Below are 18832 nucleotides of genomic sequence, written 5' to 3'. Positions count from 1 at the left end.
TAGGTCATCGTCAAGATTAAATTCCAGAACCCCATTTGCGAAAGCAGATGGGGTTTTGTTTTTGCGCGCGGAAAAACATCTCAACAGACCAGGTCGCGATTTGGCTTCTATGCATTGATGGTGCGCGCGGATATTATGCGTCCCTCATTGCAAGGCGTATGACAAATGCAGACGTTGTTGAGGCTTCTGGGGGATGGTGCGTTCCATTCTGGTGAAGACTTGGGGCAAGTGCTCGGGGTTAGTCGCAGCGCCGTATGGAAAAAGCTCCAGCAGCTGCAAGTCGAAACAGGAATCGAGATTCATAAGGTGCGCGGTCGGGGATATCGCTTGGCTAGACCCATTTCCCTATTGAACATGAAATGGCTCAATGACAATCAGGGTGTCGCTGGCTGGGATATTCGAGTCTACGAAACCATCGATTCTACGAACGCGGAAGCCATGCGGCTGGTGGCTCAAGGGGTGTCTTTGCCTTTGCTAGTTCTAGCGGAGCAACAGACAGCAGGGCGCGGGCGGCGCGGGCGCAAGTGGGTCAGTCCTTTCGCCCAAAATCTCTATTACAGTTTGGCGCTACGGGTTGAGGGTGGGATGCGGCAATTAGAGGGCTTAAGTCTCCTTGTGGGCCTTGCCGTCTTGAAAATGCTCCGGGAAATGGGAGTTGAAGACGCTGGGCTAAAATGGCCCAACGATATTTTGGTAGGGCGACAAAAGCTCGCCGGTGTTTTGCTGGAGCTCACTGGTGATCCAGCTGATGTTTGTCATGTCGTGGTTGGCATTGGTATCAACGTCAATATGCAGTCTTCCGATCAGGTCGACCAGTCCTGGACTTCCATGGCGCTTGAGGCGGGGGTGGATATGGATCGCAACCAAGTTGTAGCCCGCTTGAGTGTGGCCCTGGCCGAATATCTGGAGGCGCATAGTGAGAAAGGCTTTGGCGCTTTTAGAGATGAGTGGGAGCGCAATCATTTGTGGCAAAACAAACCTGTGACATTGCTTTCGGGTCCAAACGCCATTGAGGGTACGGTGCTTGGGGTGGATGCGGTTGGCGGGCTCCGGTTGCGAGTGGGCGAGGATGTTCGCGTATTTAGCGGTGGGGAGTTGAGTCTGAGACTGCGTGAGCAGTCCTAGGTAAGGCCGTAGTGCGGATGACAGCTGTCCTGGCATCTGAGGGTTTGTGAGGTCGTCATGCGGTGGGTATTTTTGCTGTTGGTTATGTTGAACGCATTTTATTACGTGTGGCATCGACAGGAGGCTCCTCTCAGGCCCAAGGAGATCACGCCCCTGTCCCTCTATAAGGGCGCTCAGCAGGATATTCGACTCCTCAGCGAATCTGGAGCGGGTCGGCTGGAGGGGGGCACGAAAGCGGTGGGCGCCCAATGTATCTACTTGGGGGGTGGGGTCTCGCAAGGTGATGCCAGGACAATGGAGCAGCGACTAACGAGCCTTGATATACAGACCCAATTTGGTCGGTGGCAGGACGATTCGGGAGAGGTGTTTTGGTTGAAAGTAGCTCCTGAAAGTAGGCGTCTTGTGGATGATGTGCTGGTAGGAAGGTTAAGGCAGGATTTTCAGCAGTTAAAAAGTAAAATAATGTCGTGCGAAGGCATTGCAACTACAGAATAGTTTGCATAGAATGGCGCCCGCTTCGCAGTGCAAGACAAGTTGGAATGCACGCGAAGCTTGAGTCAGCGTTTGTAACCTCAAGATTTTATTGAGAAAAAGGTTGACAGAAGGTCGGCATCATATAGAATGTCGGCTCGCTTAGGAGGGGTTCCCGAGCGGCCAAAGGGATCAGACTGTAAATCTGACGTCTACGACTTCGAAGGTTCGAATCCTTCCCCCTCCACCAAATTTGAGCGTAAGCAGCAAGCTCAGCGGGTATAGTTTAGTGGTAGAACCTCAGCCTTCCAAGCTGATGATGCGGGTTCGATTCCCGCTACCCGCTCCAGGTTTTGTTGGTTGTGCAACGTGGTTTGCTCTTGTAGCTCAGTTGGTAGAGCACACCCTTGGTAAGGGTGAGGTCAGCGGTTCAAATCCGCTCAAGAGCTCCATTACTAAGGCAGATATGAAAGTATCTGCCTTTGTTTTAGGTGTCGCGAGTCGCCTGGTTTCGTTGTATTCAGGTGGCAGGTGAAGGCCTGCGGTTGTTTGATGAGTCAAAAAGGTTCGTCGAATAGCTGTTGAAATCTTCTTGTCAGGTCCGCATAATGGTCGGCCTGATTTTGCTTTTAGGTCAGTAGCTCAATTGGCAGAGCGACGGTCTCCAAAACCGTAGGTTGGGGGTTCGATTCCCTCCTGACCTGCCAGATTCGGTTCAACGTGTCTGGCTTTCTTTTCACAGGATTTTAGTAGATGAATCCAAAGGCTGAAGCCCAAGACTCCCGTTTTGATCTCGTAAAGTGGCTCGTCGTAGTCCTTTTGGTCGTTGTGGGTGTCGTCGGAAATCAATACTACTCGGCGCAGCCAATCCTGTATCGCGTGCTCGCTCTGCTCGTAATTGCTGCTGCTGCTGCTTATGTAGGGCTGCAGACGGGTAAGGGCAAAGCTTTCTTCGTGTTGGCCAAGGAAGCTCGCGCTGAGATTCGTAAAGTCGTATGGCCTACTCGTCAAGAAACCACTCAGACTACCCTAATCGTGGTGGCTGTGGTTTTGGTTATGGCGCTGCTGTTGTGGGGGCTCGACTCCCTGCTCGGCTGGCTTGTTTCCTTGATCGTCGGCTAAGGGTGTCCCGTGGCTAAGCGTTGGTACGTAGTGCATGCCTACTCGGGTTACGAGAAGCATGTTATGCGCTCTCTGGTCGAGCGTGTAAAGCTGGCAGGCATGGAAGATGGTTTTGGCGAGATTCTGGTCCCTACTGAAGAAGTGGTAGAGATGCGTAACGGCCAGAAGCGCAAAAGCGAACGTAAATTCTTCCCTGGTTATGTGCTTGTTCAGATGGACATGAATGAGGGTACTTGGCACTTGGTCAAGGATACTCCGCGTGTCATGGGCTTCATTGGTGGGACGGCTGATAAGCCAGCCCCAATTACCGATAAAGAAGCCGAAGCGATACTGCGTCGTGTGGCCGATGGCAGCGACAAGCCTAAGCCGAAGACTCTGTTTGAGCCGGGTGAAGTTGTTCGCGTGACCGACGGTCCGTTCGCGGACTTCAATGGTACGGTTGAAGAAGTTAACTACGAAAAGAGCCGGATCCACGTGGCTGTGCTCATTTTCGGTCGCTCCACTCCGGTGGAGCTCGAGTTCAGCCAGGTCGAAAAGGCATAGCTGAGCTGGAAATCCCATACCCCGCAGCCCTGGGCTGTGGGGTTTTGTCGTCACTGGGATAAACGCGCAAGTAACCGGGGAGCCTTTCGAGGCGTTTGAACCCGTAATTGGAGTGCCTCATGGCCAAGAAGATTACCGCTTACATCAAGCTTCAAGTGAAAGCCGCTCAGGCTAACCCAAGCCCACCTGTTGGTCCTGCTCTGGGTCAGCACGGTGTGAACATCATGGAATTCTGCAAGGCCTTCAACGCCCGTACTCAGGGTCTTGAACCAGGTCTGCCGACTCCAGTGATCATCACTGTATACAGCGACCGTAGCTTCACTTTCGAAACCAAAAGCACACCTGCTTCGGTTCTGCTGAAAAAAGCAGCTGGTCTGACCAGCGGTTCGGCTCGCCCGAACACCGTCAAAGTTGGCACTGTTACCCGTGCTCAGCTGGAAGATATCGCGAAAGCTAAAAACGCGGATCTGACTGCTGCTGACATGGAAGCAGCCGTGCGCACTATCGCCGGTTCTGCTCGTAGCATGGGCCTTAACGTGGAGGGTGTGTAATGGCTAAGCTGACCAAACGCCAAAAGGCAATCGCTTCGAAAGTTGAAGCTGGCAAGTCCTATAGCTTCAACGACGCGGCAGCTCTGCTGACCGAACTGTCCACCGTAAAATTCAGCGAGTCCGTTGACGTTGCTGTAAACCTCGGTGTTGACCCACGTAAATCTGACCAGGTTGTTCGTAGCGCTACTGTGCTGCCACACGGCACTGGCAAGACCGTTCGTGTAGCAGTGTTCACCCAGGGTCCAGCGGCTGAAGCTGCGCTGGCAGCGGGCGCTGATCGCGTTGGTATGGACGATTTGGCTGCTGAAATGAAAGGCGGCGACCTGAACTATGACGTCGTGATTGCCTCCCCGGATGCAATGCGTGTTGTAGGTCAGTTGGGTCAGATCCTCGGTCCACGTGGTCTGATGCCTAACCCGAAAGTTGGTACTGTAACTCCAGATGTCGCCACTGCGGTTAAAAACGCCAAGGCGGGTCAGGTTCGTTATCGCACTGACAAAAACGGCATCATCCACACCTCCGTTGGCAAAGTCGGCTTTGATGCGGACAAGCTGCGTGAGAACGTTGAAGCACTGATCGCAGACCTGAAGCGTATCAAGCCAGCTTCCTCGAAAGGTATCTATGTCAAGCGCGTTACCCTGAGCACCACTATGGGCCCAGGTTTGGTCATCGATCAAGGTTCGTTGAACGCGTAAGACCGCCAAGGTGCAGGGAACTGCGCCTTAGCAAAAAAATTGGGGTCCCTGCCTGGCGGGGGCTATCCAAGACCGTAGGCGACGCAAGTCTTAAACCACAAGCCTACGCAGATGGTGCTCCCGGTTCCTTACCGAATCAGACACCAAAACGACATCCGGCTCCGGCCAGATGAAACGGTAACAAGCAGGAGTTAAACCCGTGGCAATTAAACTCGAAGACAAGAAGGCCATCGTCGCTGAAGTCAACGAGGCTGCCAAAGTCGCTCTGTCTGCTGTCGTGGCTGATGCCCGTGGCGTGACAGTAGGCGCGATGACCGGACTCCGTAAAGAGGCTCGTGAAGCTGGCGTATACGTACGTGTTGTACGTAACACCCTGCTCAAGCGCGCTGTTGCTGACACTGAATACAGTGTCCTCAACGACGCGTTCACTGGCCCGACCTTGATCGCTTTCTCCAACGAACACCCAGGCGCTGCTGCCCGTTTGTTCAAAGAGTTCGCCAAAGGTCAGGACAAGTTCGAGATCAAGGCAGCTGCGTTTGAGGGCAAGTTCCTCGCAGCTAATCAGATCGACGTACTGGCAACCTTGCCGACCCGTAACGAAGCAATTTCTCAGCTGATGAGCGTGATTCAAGGCGCTACCAGCAAATTGGCTCGTACTCTGGCGGCAGTTCGCGAACAGAAAGAAGCTGCAGCAGCCTAAGGGCTCGCACTCTCTCTCGCGTATTTTTGTTTATTTCGAAGGCCGCTTAGGCCCTCACACAATTCAGGAATTAGAGTCATGTCTATCTCTCAAGACGATATCCTCAACGCCGTAGCTGAAATGTCCGTTCTGCAGGTTGTTGAGCTGATCAAAGCTTTTGAAGAAAAATTCGGCGTTAGCGCTGCTGCTGCATCGGCTGGTCCAGCTGCTGCTGCCGCTGTTGTTGAAGAGCAAACCGAATTCAACGTCATGCTGACCGAAGCTGGCGAGAAGAAAGTCAACGTCATTAAAGCTGTCCGTGAGCTGACCGGTCTGGGCCTGAAAGAAGCCAAGGCAGTAGTTGACGGCGCTCCAGCCATTGTTCTGGAAGCAGTAGCAAAAGACGCTGCTGACAAAGCCAAAGCAACTCTGGAAGAAGCAGGCGCTAAAGTCGAGCTGAAGTAAGCATCGACCTTGCGTCTCCAGCCCAAGCGTTGAGCGAAAGGCTGATGGCTGGTGGCTTCTGCCACCGGCCTTTTTCCGTTATTGGCATCCGATCAGATCGGCGCCACTAACGTGCTTCAACCACCTCGAACGGTGGCGCAAACCATGGGGTTTGCACGATTTTCTGGTCGCTCCCGTCGGGGGAGGCCAAACAAGCAGGTGACCAAGCTGGGGAACGCTGATGGCTTACTCATATACTGAGAAAAAACGTATCCGCAAGGACTTTAGCAAGTTGCCGGACGTCATGGATGTGCCTTACCTCCTGGCCATCCAGCTGGATTCGTATCGTGAATTCCTGCAAGCGGGAGCGACTAAAGATCAGTTCCGCGACGTGGGCCTGCATGCGGCCTTCAAATCCGTTTTCCCGATCATCAGCTACTCCGGCAATGCTGCTTTGGAGTACGTCGGTTATCGTCTGGGCGAACCGGCTTTTGATGTCAAGGAATGCGTTCTGCGCGGTGTGACGTACGCAGTACCGTTGCGGGTAAAAGTGCGCCTGATCATTTTCGACAAAGAATCGTCGAACAAAGCGATCAAGGACATCAAAGAGCAAGAAGTCTATATGGGTGAAATCCCCCTGATGACTGAAAACGGTACCTTCGTTATCAATGGTACCGAGCGTGTTATCGTTTCCCAACTGCACCGTTCGCCAGGCGTGTTCTTTGACCACGACCGCGGCAAGACGCACAGTTCTGGCAAGCTGCTGTACTCCGCACGCATCATTCCTTATCGTGGTTCCTGGCTGGACTTCGAGTTCGATCCCAAGGACTGTGTATTCGTCCGTATCGACCGTCGCCGTAAGCTTCCTGCTTCGGTTTTGCTCCGCGCTCTTGGCTACACCACTGAAGAAGTGCTGGACGCTTTCTATACCACCAACGTTTTCCACGTACAGGGCGAATCCCTGAGCCTGGAGTTGGTGCCTCAGCGTCTACGTGGTGAGATTGCCGTTCTGGACATCCTGGATGACAAGGGCAAGGTCATCGTCGAGCAAGGCCGTCGTATTACTGCGCGGCACATCAACCAGTTGGAAAAAGCCGGCATCAAAGCGCTGGAAGTTCCGCTCGACTACGTCATTGGCCGCACCACTGCCAAGGCGATCGTGCACCCGGCCACCGGCGAAATCATTGCCGAGTGCAACACCGAGCTGAACCCTGAAATCTTGGCCAAAATTGCCAAGGCGCAGGTTGTCCGTATCGAAACGTTGTATACCAATGACATCGACTGCGGTCCGTTCATCTCCGATACGCTGAAGATTGATTCGACTGGCAACCAGCTGGAAGCGTTGGTCGAAATCTATCGCATGATGCGTCCAGGCGAGCCGCCGACCAAGGATGCAGCCGAAACGCTGTTCAACAACCTGTTCTTCAGTCCAGAGCGTTACGATCTGTCTGCTGTAGGTCGTATGAAGTTCAACCGTCGTATCGGTCGTACCGAGATCGAAGGGTCGGGCGTGCTGTGTAAAGAAGATATCGTTGCGGTCCTCAAGACCCTGGTCGATATCCGTAACGGCAAAGGCATCGTCGATGACATCGACCACCTGGGTAACCGTCGGGTCCGTTGCGTCGGTGAGATGGCCGAAAACCAGTTCCGCGTAGGTCTGGTGCGTGTTGAGCGTGCAGTCAAAGAGCGTCTGTCGATGGCGGAGAGCGAAGGCCTGATGCCTCAGGACCTGATCAACGCCAAGCCGGTCGCCGCTGCGGTCAAGGAGTTCTTCGGTTCCAGTCAGCTGTCGCAGTTCATGGACCAGAACAACCCACTGTCCGAAATCACCCACAAGCGCCGGGTTTCTGCACTGGGCCCTGGTGGTCTGACACGTGAGCGCGCGGGCTTTGAAGTTCGTGACGTACACCCGACCCACTATGGTCGCGTTTGCCCGATTGAAACTCCGGAAGGCCCGAACATCGGTCTGATCAACTCGTTGGCAGCCTATGCCCGCACCAACCAGTACGGCTTCCTGGAAAGCCCGTACCGTGTGGTGAAAGAAGGTCTGGTGACTGACGAGATCGTCTTCCTGTCCGCTATTGAAGAGGCCGATCATGTGATCGCGCAGGCTTCGGCGACCATGAACGACAAAGGTCACCTGATCGACGAACTGGTAGCTGTTCGTCACTTGAACGAGTTCACCGTCAAGGCGCCGGAAGACGTCACTTTGATGGACGTTTCGCCGAAGCAGGTCGTTTCGGTTGCAGCCTCGCTGATTCCGTTCCTCGAGCACGACGACGCCAACCGTGCGTTGATGGGCTCGAACATGCAGCGTCAGGCTGTACCAACACTGCGTGCCGACAAGCCGCTGGTAGGTACTGGCATGGAGCGCAACGTTGCCCGCGACTCCGGCGTTTGTGTCGTGGCTCGTCGGGGCGGCGTGATCGACTCTGTTGATGCCAGCCGTATCGTGGTTCGTGTTGCCGATGACGAAGTTGAGCCGGGAGAAGCCGGTGTCGATATCTACAACCTGACCAAATACACACGCTCGAACCAGAACACCTGCATCAACCAGCGTCCGCTGGTGAGCAAGGGTGACCGCGTCCAGCGTAGCGACATCATGGCTGACGGGCCGTCCACCGATATGGGTGAACTGGCTCTGGGTCAGAACATGCGCATCGCGTTCATGGCATGGAACGGCTTCAACTTCGAAGACTCCATCTGCCTGTCTGAGCGTGTTGTTCAGGAAGATCGCTTCACCACGATCCACATCCAGGAACTGACCTGTGTGGCGCGTGACACCAAGCTTGGTCCAGAGGAAATCACCGCTGACATCCCGAACGTGGGTGAAGCAGCGCTGAACAAGCTTGACGAAGCCGGTATCGTTTACGTAGGTGCTGAAGTTGGCGCAGGCGACATTCTCGTCGGTAAGGTCACTCCGAAAGGCGAGACCCAGCTGACTCCGGAAGAGAAACTGCTGCGCGCGATCTTCGGTGAGAAAGCGAGCGACGTTAAAGACACTTCCCTTCGCGTACCGACCGGTACCAAAGGTACTGTCATCGATGTTCAGGTGTTCACCCGTGACGGCGTTGAGCGTGATGCTCGTGCATTGTCCATCGAGAAGAGCCAGCTGGACGAGATCCGCAAGGATCTGAACGAAGAGTTCCGCATCGTTGAAGGTGCAACCTTCGAGCGTCTGCGTCAGGCGCTGGTTGGTCGTTCTGTCGAAGGTGGTGCTGGCCTGAAGAAAGGTCAGGAAATCACCAACGAAGTCCTCGACGGTCTCGAGCATGGGCAGTGGTTCAAACTACGCATGGTTGAAGACGCGCTGAATGAGCAACTCGAAAAAGCTCAGGCTTATATCGTTGATCGTCGTCGTCTGCTGGACGACAAGTTCGAAGATAAGAAGCGCAAGCTGCAACAGGGCGATGACCTGGCTCCGGGTGTGCTCAAAATCGTCAAGGTTTACCTTGCCATTCGTCGCCGCATTCAGCCGGGCGACAAAATGGCCGGTCGTCACGGTAACAAGGGTGTGGTCTCCGTGATCATGCCGGTTGAAGACATGCCGCACGATGCCAATGGCACACCGGTGGATATCGTCCTTAACCCGTTGGGTGTACCTTCGCGTATGAACGTTGGTCAGATTCTCGAAACTCACCTGGGCCTCGCGGCCAAAGGTCTGGGCGAGAAGATCAACCGTATGCTCGAGGAGCAGCGTAAAGTCGTTGAGTTGCGCAAGTTCCTGAACGAGATCTACAACGAGATCGGCGGCCGTCAGGAAAATCTGGACGACCTGTCTGATCAAGAAGTTCTGGATCTGGCGAAGAACCTGCGTGGCGGCGTTCCGATGGCAACTCCGGTATTCGACGGTGCCAAGGAAAGCGAAATCAAGGCGATGCTGCGCCTGGCGGACATGCCGGACAGTGGCCAAATGCAACTGTTCGACGGTCGCACCGGCAACAAATTTGAGCGTCCGGTAACTGTTGGCTACATGTACATGCTGAAGCTGAACCACTTGGTGGACGACAAGATGCACGCGCGTTCCACTGGTTCTTACAGCCTGGTTACCCAGCAGCCGCTGGGTGGTAAGGCACAGTTCGGTGGTCAGCGTTTCGGGGAGATGGAGGTCTGGGCGCTGGAAGCATACGGCGCGGCATACACTCTGCAAGAAATGCTCACAGTGAAGTCGGACGATGTGAACGGTCGTACCAAGATGTACAAAAACATCGTGGACGGCGATCACCGTATGGAGCCGGGCATGCCCGAGTCCTTCAACGTGTTGATCAAAGAAATCCGTTCGCTCGGTATCGATATCGATCTGGAAACCGAATAACACGTGACGCGAATCGAGAGTGGGTCGGTATGACCACTCTCTGCTCCGCCAGGAGGAAAGGCCTTGAAAGACCTACTGAATTTGCTGAAAAACCAGGGTCAAGTCGAAGAGTTCGACGCCATCCGTATCGGGTTGGCATCGCCTGAGATGATCCGTTCGTGGTCGTTCGGTGAAGTTAAAAAGCCGGAAACCATCAACTACCGTACGTTCAAGCCTGAGCGCGACGGCCTGTTCTGCGCCAAGATCTTTGGCCCGGTCAAGGATTACGAGTGCCTGTGCGGTAAGTACAAGCGCTTGAAGCATCGTGGCGTGATCTGCGAGAAGTGTGGCGTTGAAGTTGCACTGGCCAAGGTTCGTCGTGAGCGCATGGCTCACATCGAACTGGCATCGCCGGTTGCTCACATCTGGTTCCTGAAATCGCTGCCGTCCCGTATCGGCCTGCTGATGGACATGACCCTGCGTGATATCGAACGCGTTCTCTACTTCGAGAGCTACGTCGTTATTGATCCAGGCATGACCACTCTTGAAAAAGGTCAGCTGCTGAACGACGAACAGTACTTCGAAGCTCTCGAAGAGTTCGGTGACGACTTCGACGCCCGCATGGGTGCTGAGGCTGTCCGCGAACTGCTGCACGCTATCGATCTGGAGCACGAGATTGGCCGTCTGCGCGAAGAAATTCCGCAAACCAACTCCGAAACCAAGATCAAGAAGCTGTCCAAGCGCCTGAAGTTGATGGAAGCCTTCCAGGGTTCCGGCAACCTGCCTGAGTGGATGGTGTTGACCGTTCTGCCGGTTCTGCCGCCAGATCTGCGTCCACTGGTCCCGCTGGATGGCGGTCGCTTTGCGACTTCCGACCTCAACGATCTGTACCGTCGAGTGATCAACCGTAACAACCGTTTGAAGCGCCTGCTGGATCTGTCCGCTCCGGACATCATCGTGCGCAACGAAAAACGTATGCTGCAGGAAGCAGTGGATGCGCTGCTCGACAACGGTCGTCGCGGTCGCGCCATTACCGGTTCGAACAAGCGTCCTCTGAAATCCCTGGCCGACATGATCAAGGGTAAACAAGGTCGTTTCCGTCAGAACTTGCTCGGTAAGCGTGTTGACTACTCGGGTCGTTCGGTAATTACCGTAGGTCCGACCCTGCGTCTGCACCAGTGCGGCCTGCCGAAGAAAATGGCTCTCGAGCTGTTCAAGCCGTTCATTTTCGGCAAGCTGGAAATGCGTGGTCTGGCGACCACCATCAAAGCCGCCAAGAAAATGGTCGAGCGTGAACTGCCAGAGGTCTGGGACGTTCTTGCAGAAGTGATTCGCGAACACCCAGTGCTGCTCAACCGTGCACCGACCCTTCACCGTTTGGGTATCCAGGCGTTTGAGCCAGTGTTGATCGAAGGTAAGGCAATCCAGCTGCACCCGCTGGTTTGTGCGGCATACAACGCCGACTTCGACGGTGACCAGATGGCTGTTCACGTACCGCTCACGCTGGAAGCCCAGCTGGAAGCGCGTGCGTTGATGATGTCCACCAACAACATTCTGTCGCCAGCGAACGGTGAGCCAATCATCGTTCCGTCTCAGGACGTTGTATTGGGTCTGTATTACATGACCCGAGAGGCGATCAATGCTAAGGGCGAGGGCCGCGTATTCGCGGACCTGCAAGAAGTCGATCGCGTATTCCGCGCCGGCGAAGCCGCTCTGCACGCGAAAATCAAGGTTCGTATCAACGAGACAGTCAATGACCGCGATGGTGGTAGCGTCAAGAACACTCGTATCGTCGACACGACTGTCGGACGTGCGCTGCTGTTCCAGGTGGTTCCGCCGGGTCTGTCGTACGACGTCGTCAACCAGCCGATGAAGAAAAAGGCGATCTCAAAACTGATCAACCAATGCTACCGCGTGGTTGGTCTGAAAGAGACCGTGATCTTCGCTGACCAGTTGATGTACACCGGTTTTGCCTATTCGACGATTTCGGGTGTCTCGATCGGCGTTAACGACTTCGTTATCCCGGATGAGAAAGCTCGCATCATCGATGCTGCGACCGAAGAAGTTAAAGAAATCGAAAGCCAGTATGCGTCCGGCCTGGTTACTCAGGGCGAGAAGTACAACAAGGTGATCGACCTTTGGTCCAAGGCGAACGACGAAGTCTCCAAGGCGATGATGTCCAACCTCTCGAAAGAGAAGGTTGTCGACCGTCACGGCGAGACTGTGGACCAAGAGTCCTTCAACTCGATGTACATGATGGCTGACTCGGGTGCGCGGGGTTCCGCAGCCCAGATTCGCCAGTTGGCCGGTATGCGTGGTCTGATGGCCAAGCCAGATGGCTCGATCATCGAGACGCCAATTACAGCGAACTTCCGTGAAGGTCTGAGCGTACTGCAGTACTTCATCTCGACTCACGGTGCTCGTAAAGGTCTCGCGGATACCGCGTTGAAAACCGCTAACTCCGGTTACCTGACACGTCGTTTGGTAGACGTAGCGCAAGACTTGGTTGTCACCGAAGTCGATTGCGGTACGGAGCAAGGTCTGCTCATGACGCCGCACATTGAAGGCGGCGACGTTGTCGAGCCTTTGGGTGAGCGCGTACTGGGTCGTGTAATTGCGCGTGACGTGTTCAAGCCGGGTACTGAGGACGTTATCGTTCCGGCTGGCACGCTGGTGGACGAGAAGTGGGTTGAATTCATCGAGCTGAACAGCATCGACGAAGTCATCGTGCGCTCGCCAATCAGCTGCGAAACTCGTTACGGTATTTGCGCGAAGTGCTACGGCCGTGATCTTGCACGTGGTCACCAGGTAAACATTGGTGAAGCTGTCGGTGTAATCGCCGCTCAGTCGATCGGCGAGCCAGGTACACAGCTGACCATGCGTACGTTCCACATCGGTGGTGCGGCCAGTCGTACTTCTGCAGCCGACAGCGTTCAGGTCAAAAACGGCGGTATTGTCCGCCTGCATAACCTGAAGCATGTTGAGCGTCTGGATGGCAACCTGGTGGCGGTATCGCGTTCCGGCGAGCTTGCCATTGCTGACGAGTTTGGTCGTGAGCGTGAACGCTACAAACTGCCTTACGGTGCAGTAATTTCGGTGAAAGAAGGTGACAAGGTTGACGCTGGCTCGATCGTAGCCAAGTGGGACCCGCACACTCACCCGATCGTTACCGAAATGAAAGGTACCGTGACCTACGTGGGCATGGAAGAAGGTATTACGATCAAGCGCCAGACCGACGAACTGACCGGTTTGACCAACATCGAAGTACTGGATGCCAAAGACCGTCCGGCAGCGGGCAAAGACATTCGTCCTGCGGTCAAGATGGTGGGTGTCGACGGTAAGGATCTGTTGCTGCCGGGTACCGACGTTCCGGCTCAGTACTTCCTGCCTGCGAACGCTTTGGTCGGCGTCGCGGACGGCGCTCAAGTGGGAGTGGGTGATGTTATTGCCCGTATCCCACAAGAGACTTCCAAGACTCGTGACATCACCGGTGGTCTGCCACGCGTTGCGGACTTGTTCGAAGCGCGTCGTCCGAAAGAAGCGTCGATCCTGGCAGAGGTCAGCGGTACGATCGCGTTCGGTAAAGAGACTAAAGGTAAGCGTCGCCTGGTCATCACTCCGAATGACGGTAGTGATCCGTACGAAGAGTTGATTCCGAAGTGGCGTCACCTGAACGTCTTTGAAGGTGAGCAAGTTAACCGCGGTGAGGTTATCTCCGACGGTCCTAGCGATCCACACGATATCCTGCGCTTGCTGGGTGTCAGTGCGCTGGCGAAGTACATCGTCAACGAGATTCAGGATGTTTACCGTCTGCAGGGCGTGAAGATCAACGACAAGCACATCGAAACGATTCTTCGTCAGATGCTGCGTAAAGTCGAGATCAGCGAGTCGGGCGATTCAAGCTTCATCAAGGGTGACCAGATGGAGTTGACGCACGTATTGGTCGAGAACGAGCGACTGGCGCAGGACGAGAAATTCATTTCGAAATTCACTCGTGTGCTGCTCGGTATTACCAAGGCATCGCTGTCTACCGAATCGTTCATCTCGGCGGCTTCCTTCCAGGAAACCACTCGCGTTCTGACCGAGGCAGCGGTAACTGGCAAGCGCGATTACCTGCGCGGCCTGAAAGAAAACGTGGTGGTGGGGCGTCTGATCCCGGCCGGTACCGGTTTGGCCTATCACAGCGAGCGTAAGCGCCGTCGTGATGCTGACAAGCCGTTGCGCGTGAGTGCGAGCGAAGTTGAAGCCGCGCTGACCGAAGCGTTGAACTCAAGCAGTAATTGAGAGTAGGGCCCTGATTTTCATGTCCGCCCATCACTGACAGGCTGTTGCTGTGAGGGCGGGTGGTCATGAGGTCGGGGCTTTGTCTTGACTGGGGGAAGGATCGTCTTTAGACTCTTGTACCCCTAAATCTGGCGGGACGAATGTCCTGCCATTTTGCTTTTCTTGTAAGACAATAGCGTCGCAAGACAACAGTGGAGCTAGTAGATGGCAACTATCAACCAGCTGGTACGTCAGCCGCGTAAGCGTATCGTCGAGAAATCCGACGTGCCTGCGCTGCAGAACTGCCCGCAACGTCGTGGCGTGTGCACTCGCGTGTACACCACTACGCCGAAAAAACCTAACTCGGCACTGCGTAAAGTATGCCGTGTGCGTCTGACCAACGGTTTCGAGGTTTCCTCGTACATCGGTGGTGAAGGCCACAACCTGCAAGAGCACAGCGTCGTCCTGATTCGTGGCGGCCGTGTAAAAGACTTGCCAGGTGTTCGTTACCACACCGTTCGCGGTTCGTTGGATACCTCCGGTGTTAAGGGTCGTAACCAGGGTCGTTCGAAATACGGTACCAAGCGTCCGAAGTAATTCGGCCGTCTTGCAGTTGTTCATAAATTTTATTGTGTCGATAAGAGTAAGGTCGGGCGATGCATTTCCTGCGCTGTCCCGAGCGAACCTGAAGACCGTTTGAGGGCTTATCATGCCAAGACGTCGCGTAGCAGCAAAACGTGAGATTCTTGACGATCCGAAGTACGGGTCGCAGATTCTCGCCAAGTTCATGAACCACGTAATGGAAAGCGGTAAAAAAGCCGTTGCCGAACGTATCGTTTACGGTGCCCTGGACACAGTCAAGGCTCGTAAGGCTGGTACCGATCCCCTGGAACTCTTCGAAAAAGCACTCGACGCCATCGCTCCGCTGGTCGAAGTGAAGTCGCGCCGCGTTGGTGGTGCTACTTACCAGGTTCCGGTCGAAGTTCGTCCATCCCGTCGTAATGCTCTGGCAATGCGTTGGCTGGTAGACTTCGCGCGCAAGCGCGGTGAGAAGTCTATGGCTCTGCGTTTGGCTGGCGAACTGTTGGACGCCGCCGAGGGCAAAGGTGCTGCGGTCAAGAAGCGTGAAGACGTGCACCGTATGGCTGAAGCCAACAAGGCTTTCTCGCACTACCGCTTCTAATCTCAGCGTCACTATTTTTGCGAGGGCTTTATGGCTCGTACTACTCCGATTAACCGCTACCGTAACATTGGTATCGTGGCTCACGTGGATGCTGGTAAAACCACCACCACCGAGCGCGTCCTTTTTTACACCGGCGTGAACCACAAAATGGGCGAGGTGCATGATGGCGCCGCGACCATGGACTGGATGGTGCAGGAGCAGGAGCGTGGTATTACCATTACTTCTGCTGCCACCACTGCTTTCTGGCAGGGTTCTGTCAAGCAGCATAAAGACCGCTATCGCTTCAACATCATCGATACCCCGGGCCACGTTGACTTCACCATCGAAGTAGAGCGCTCGCTGCGCGTACTCGACGGCGCGGTCGTTGTGTTCTGTGGTACTTCGGGTGTTGAGCCACAGTCGGAAACTGTATGGCGTCAAGCCAACAAGTACGGCGTCCCGCGTCTTGTTTATGTCAACAAGATGGACCGCGCCGGTGCAAACTTCCTGCGCGTCGTCGACCAGATCAAGAAGCGCCTGGGCCACACCCCGGTGCCGATTCAGCTGGCAATCGGTTCGGAAGACAACTTCCAGGGCCAGATCGATCTGATGACCATGGAAGCGGTTTACTGGGATGACGCCGACAAGGGTATGACTCCTCGTCGCGAAGCTATCCCTGCCGAGCTGCAAGAGTTGGCCGAAGAGTGGCGCAGCAACATGGTTGAGGCGGCTGCCGAGGCCAATGAAGACTTGATGAACAAGTACCTGGAAGGCGAAGAGCTGACTCTCGAAGAGATCAAGGCCGCTCTGCGTCAGCGTACTATTGCCGGTGAAATCGTTCTGGCAGTTTGCGGTTCTTCGTTCAAGAACAAAGGTGTTCCGCTGGTTCTGGACGCCGTCGTCGACTACCTGCCAGCACCTGTCGAGATTCCTGCGATCAAGGGTATCAACCCGGACGATAAGGAACTGGACAAGGACGATCCGGCTATTCGTCACGACGAGCGTCATGCAGACGACAACGAGCCGTTCTCGGCTCTGGCGTTCAAGATCGCGACCGACCCGTTCGTGGGTTCGATCACCTTCGTGCGCGTCTACTCGGGTGCTCTGAACTCCGGTGACTCGGTTCTGAACTCGGTGAAAGGCAAGAAAGAGCGTGTGGGCCGTATGGTTCAGATGCATGCCAACACCCGTGAAGAAATCAAGGAAGTACTGGCTGGTGACATCGCTGCCTTGATCGGCATGAAAGATGTAACCACTGGTGAAACCCTTTGCGCACTGGATAAGCCGATTATCCTTGAGCGTATGGACTTCCCTGAGCCAGTGATCTCGGTTGCTGTTGAGCCGAAGACCAAAGACGACCAGGAAAAAATGGGTATCGCTCTGAGCAAGCTGGCTCAGGAAGACCCTTCTTTCCGTGTCAAAACCGACGAAGAGACTGGTCAAACGATCATCTCGGGCATGGGTGAGTTGCACCTGGACATCCTGGTAGACCGGATGCGCCGTGAGTTCAACGTCGAAGCCAACATCGGTAAACCGCAGGTTTCTTACCGTGAGAAGATCACTAAGAACTGCGAGATCGAAGGCAAGTTCGTTCGTCAGTCCGGCGGTCGTGGCCAGTTTGGTCACTGCTGGATCCGTTTTGCACCTGCTGACGAAGGTCAGGAAGGTCTGCAATTCGTAAACGAAGTGGTTGGTGGTGTTGTTCCTAAGGAATACATTCCTGCCATCCAGAAAGGCATTGAAGAGCAGATGAAGAACGGTGTTGTTGCCGGCTATCCGCTCATCGGCCTGAAGGCTACCGTCTTTGACGGTTCTTACCACGACGTCGACTCCAACGAGATGGCGTTCAAGGTGGCTGCCTCCATGGCGACCAAGCAACTTGCCTCCAAAGGTGGCGGTGTGGTGCTTGAGCCGATCATGAAGGTAGAAGTTGTAACACCTGAGGACTACATGGGTGACGTGATGGGTGACCTGAACCGTCGTCGCGGCATGATCCAAGGTATGGAAGATACGGTTTCCGGCAAGGTTATCCGCGCCGAGGTTCCGTTGGGTGAAATGTTCGGTTACGCGACCGACGTTCGTTCCATGTCTCAGGGTCGCGCAAGCTACTCCATGGAATTCTCCAAATACTCCGAAGCTCCGTCGAATATCGTCGAAGCTCTCGTTAAAAAACAAGGCTGATTCAGCCCCTTTAGGCTAGGAGTTCACTGTCGTGGCTAAAGAAAAATTTGAACGTAACAAACCGCACGTCAACGTCGGCACCATCGGTCACGTCGACCACGGTAAAACCACTCTGACCGCTGCTCTGACCCGTGTTTGCTCCGAAGTTTTCGGTTCGGCTCGCGTTGACTTCGACAAGATCGACAGCGCTCCAGAAGAGAAGGCTCGTGGTATCACCATCAACACTGCACACGTAGAGTACGACTCGCATGCTCGTCACTACGCGCACGTTGACTGCCCGGGTCACGCTGACTACGTAAAAAACATGATCACCGGTGCTGCCCAGATGGACGGCGCGATCCTGGTTTGCTCGGCCGCCGATGGTCCGATGCCGCAAACTCGTGAGCACATCCTGCTGTCCCGTCAGGTTGGCGTTCCGTACATCGTGGTCTTCCTGAACAAGGCTGACCTGGTAGACGACGCTGAGCTGCTGGAACTGGTTGAAATGGAAGTCCGCGATCTGCTGACTACCTATGACTTCCCAGGCGACGACACTCCGATCATCATCGGTTCTGCTCGTATGGCTCTGGAAGGTCTGGACGACAATGAGATGGGCACCACTGCCGTCAAGAAGCTGGTAGAGACTCTGGACAGCTACATCCCAGAACCAGTTCGTGCTATCGACAAGCCGTTCCTGATGCCAATCGAAGACGTATTCTCGATCTCGGGTCGCGGGACTGTTGTGACCGGTCGTGTTGAGCGTGGCATCGTTCGCATCCAGGAAGAAGTCGAGATCGTGGGTCTGCGTGAGACCACCAAGACGACTTGCACCGGCGTTGAAATGTTCCGCAAGCTGCTGGACGAAGGTCGTGCTGGCGAGAACTGCGGCGTTCTGCTGCGCGGCACCAAGCGTGACGACGTTGAGCGTGGTCAGGTTCTGGTCAAGCCAGGCAGCGTCAAGCCTCACACTCAGTTCGAAGCTGAAATCTACGTTCTGAGCAAGGAAGAAGGCGGTCGTCACACCCCGTTCTTCAAAGGCTACCGTCCACAGTTCTACTTCCGTACTACCGACGTAACTGGTAGCTGCGAACTGCCGGAAGGCACCGAAATGGTTATGCCAGGTGACAACGTTAAAGTTTCCGTCACTCTGATCAAGCCAATCGCAATGGAAGACGGCCTGCGTTTCGCCATCCGTGAAGGCGGTCGTACCGTCGGCGCTGGTGTCGTAGCCAAAATCATCGCCTAAGCGTTGATTTGCCAAAAAAGCCCCCGCCTTGCGGGGGCTTTTTTATTGGGTTGACACCCTGATTGCTCGTCTATAGA

General features: G+C 54.9%; 14 protein-coding genes and 4 tRNA genes. All 18 read left to right on the top strand.

Annotated features, from left to right (window positions below; translation table 11 throughout):
- Window positions 1-165 precede the first annotated feature (165 nt).
- Window positions 166-1125: a bifunctional biotin--[acetyl-CoA-carboxylase] ligase/biotin operon repressor BirA gene (birA, locus tag ACWKWE_RS28920; RefSeq protein WP_166598566.1), complete on the top strand. Its 960-nt coding sequence runs from the start codon at window positions 166-168 to the stop codon at window positions 1123-1125.
- 57 nt (window positions 1126-1182) lie between these two features.
- A complete protein-coding gene (locus ACWKWE_RS28915; protein ID WP_256665500.1) occupies window positions 1183-1620 on the top strand; it encodes a hypothetical protein in 438 nt (145 codons plus the stop codon).
- A gap of 141 nt (window positions 1621-1761) precedes the next feature.
- Window positions 1762-1846 (top strand) — tRNA-Tyr (locus tag ACWKWE_RS28910).
- 25 nt (window positions 1847-1871) lie between these two features.
- Window positions 1872-1945, top strand: a tRNA-Gly gene (locus ACWKWE_RS28905).
- Window positions 1946-1972: 27 nt separating this feature from the next.
- Window positions 1973-2048, top strand: a tRNA-Thr gene (locus tag ACWKWE_RS28900).
- 179 nt (window positions 2049-2227) lie between these two features.
- A tRNA-Trp gene (locus ACWKWE_RS28895) sits at window positions 2228-2303 on the top strand.
- A 46-nt stretch (window positions 2304-2349) separates the two neighbouring features.
- Window positions 2350-2718, top strand: a complete 369-nt coding sequence (secE, locus tag ACWKWE_RS28890) for a preprotein translocase subunit SecE (RefSeq protein ID WP_166598565.1) — start codon at window positions 2350-2352, stop codon at window positions 2716-2718.
- A gap of 9 nt (window positions 2719-2727) precedes the next feature.
- Window positions 2728-3261: a transcription termination/antitermination protein NusG gene (gene nusG, locus ACWKWE_RS28885; RefSeq protein ID WP_166598564.1), complete on the top strand. Its 534-nt coding sequence runs from the start codon at window positions 2728-2730 to the stop codon at window positions 3259-3261.
- Between the two features lie 119 nt (window positions 3262-3380).
- Window positions 3381-3812, top strand: coding sequence for a 50S ribosomal protein L11 (gene rplK, locus ACWKWE_RS28880; protein ID WP_020290713.1), 432 nt, complete (start codon window positions 3381-3383; stop codon window positions 3810-3812).
- A complete protein-coding gene (gene rplA / locus ACWKWE_RS28875) occupies window positions 3812-4507 on the top strand; it encodes a 50S ribosomal protein L1 (RefSeq protein ID WP_341961587.1) in 696 nt (231 codons plus the stop codon). Before rplK ends, rplA begins: the two co-directional genes overlap by 1 nt.
- 199 nt (window positions 4508-4706) lie before the next feature.
- Window positions 4707-5207: a 50S ribosomal protein L10 gene (rplJ, locus tag ACWKWE_RS28870; protein WP_081569202.1), complete on the top strand. Its 501-nt coding sequence runs from the start codon at window positions 4707-4709 to the stop codon at window positions 5205-5207.
- Window positions 5208-5285: 78 nt separating this feature from the next.
- Window positions 5286-5651 (top strand): 50S ribosomal protein L7/L12, encoded by a 366-nt coding sequence (rplL, locus tag ACWKWE_RS28865; RefSeq protein WP_166598562.1) that lies wholly within the window; start codon window positions 5286-5288, stop codon window positions 5649-5651.
- A 220-nt stretch (window positions 5652-5871) separates the two neighbouring features.
- The gene (rpoB, locus tag ACWKWE_RS28860; protein ID WP_166598561.1) at window positions 5872-9945 is read left to right on the top strand and encodes a DNA-directed RNA polymerase subunit beta; all 4074 of its coding nucleotides are present in this window, start codon (window positions 5872-5874) and stop codon (window positions 9943-9945) included.
- 63 nt (window positions 9946-10008) lie between these two features.
- Complete coding sequence (gene rpoC / locus ACWKWE_RS28855; RefSeq protein WP_166598560.1) at window positions 10009-14208, top strand: DNA-directed RNA polymerase subunit beta'; 4200 nt, start codon at window positions 10009-10011, stop codon at window positions 14206-14208.
- Window positions 14209-14412: 204 nt separating this feature from the next.
- Window positions 14413-14784, top strand: coding sequence for a 30S ribosomal protein S12 (gene rpsL / locus ACWKWE_RS28850; RefSeq protein WP_003186084.1), 372 nt, complete (start codon window positions 14413-14415; stop codon window positions 14782-14784).
- A 112-nt stretch (window positions 14785-14896) separates the two neighbouring features.
- A complete protein-coding gene (gene rpsG, locus ACWKWE_RS28845) occupies window positions 14897-15370 on the top strand; it encodes a 30S ribosomal protein S7 (RefSeq protein ID WP_007970418.1) in 474 nt (157 codons plus the stop codon).
- A 30-nt stretch (window positions 15371-15400) separates the two neighbouring features.
- The gene (gene fusA, locus ACWKWE_RS28840; RefSeq protein WP_166598559.1) at window positions 15401-17530 is read left to right on the top strand and encodes an elongation factor G; all 2130 of its coding nucleotides are present in this window, start codon (window positions 15401-15403) and stop codon (window positions 17528-17530) included.
- Between the two features lie 31 nt (window positions 17531-17561).
- The gene (gene tuf / locus ACWKWE_RS28835; RefSeq protein WP_166598558.1) at window positions 17562-18755 is read left to right on the top strand and encodes an elongation factor Tu; all 1194 of its coding nucleotides are present in this window, start codon (window positions 17562-17564) and stop codon (window positions 18753-18755) included.
- The last annotated feature ends 77 nt before the right edge of the window (window positions 18756-18832 follow it).

The sequence above is a fragment of the Pseudomonas salicis genome (genome assembly GCF_057128705.1).
This window is presented reverse-complemented; position numbering and strand designations above follow the sequence as displayed.

Bases quoted from the DNA above. Each gene is read 5' to 3' on its own strand.
- fusA (WP_166598559.1), top strand. From the start codon at position 15,401: ATGGCTCGTACTACTCCGATTAACCGCTACCGTAACATTGGTATCGTG.
- rplK (WP_020290713.1), top strand. From the start codon at position 3,381: ATGGCCAAGAAGATTACCGCTTACATCAAGCTTCAAGTGAAAGCCGCT.
- rpoB (WP_166598561.1), top strand. From the start codon at position 5,872: ATGGCTTACTCATATACTGAGAAAAAACGTATCCGCAAGGACTTTAGC.
- rplA (WP_341961587.1), top strand. From the start codon at position 3,812: ATGGCTAAGCTGACCAAACGCCAAAAGGCAATCGCTTCGAAAGTTGAA.
- birA (WP_166598566.1), top strand. From the start codon at position 166: ATGCAGACGTTGTTGAGGCTTCTGGGGGATGGTGCGTTCCATTCTGGT.
- rpsL (WP_003186084.1), top strand. From the start codon at position 14,413: ATGGCAACTATCAACCAGCTGGTACGTCAGCCGCGTAAGCGTATCGTC.
- rplL (WP_166598562.1), top strand. From the start codon at position 5,286: ATGTCTATCTCTCAAGACGATATCCTCAACGCCGTAGCTGAAATGTCC.
- rpsG (WP_007970418.1), top strand. From the start codon at position 14,897: ATGCCAAGACGTCGCGTAGCAGCAAAACGTGAGATTCTTGACGATCCG.
- ACWKWE_RS28915 (WP_256665500.1), top strand. From the start codon at position 1,183: ATGCGGTGGGTATTTTTGCTGTTGGTTATGTTGAACGCATTTTATTAC.
- secE (WP_166598565.1), top strand. From the start codon at position 2,350: ATGAATCCAAAGGCTGAAGCCCAAGACTCCCGTTTTGATCTCGTAAAG.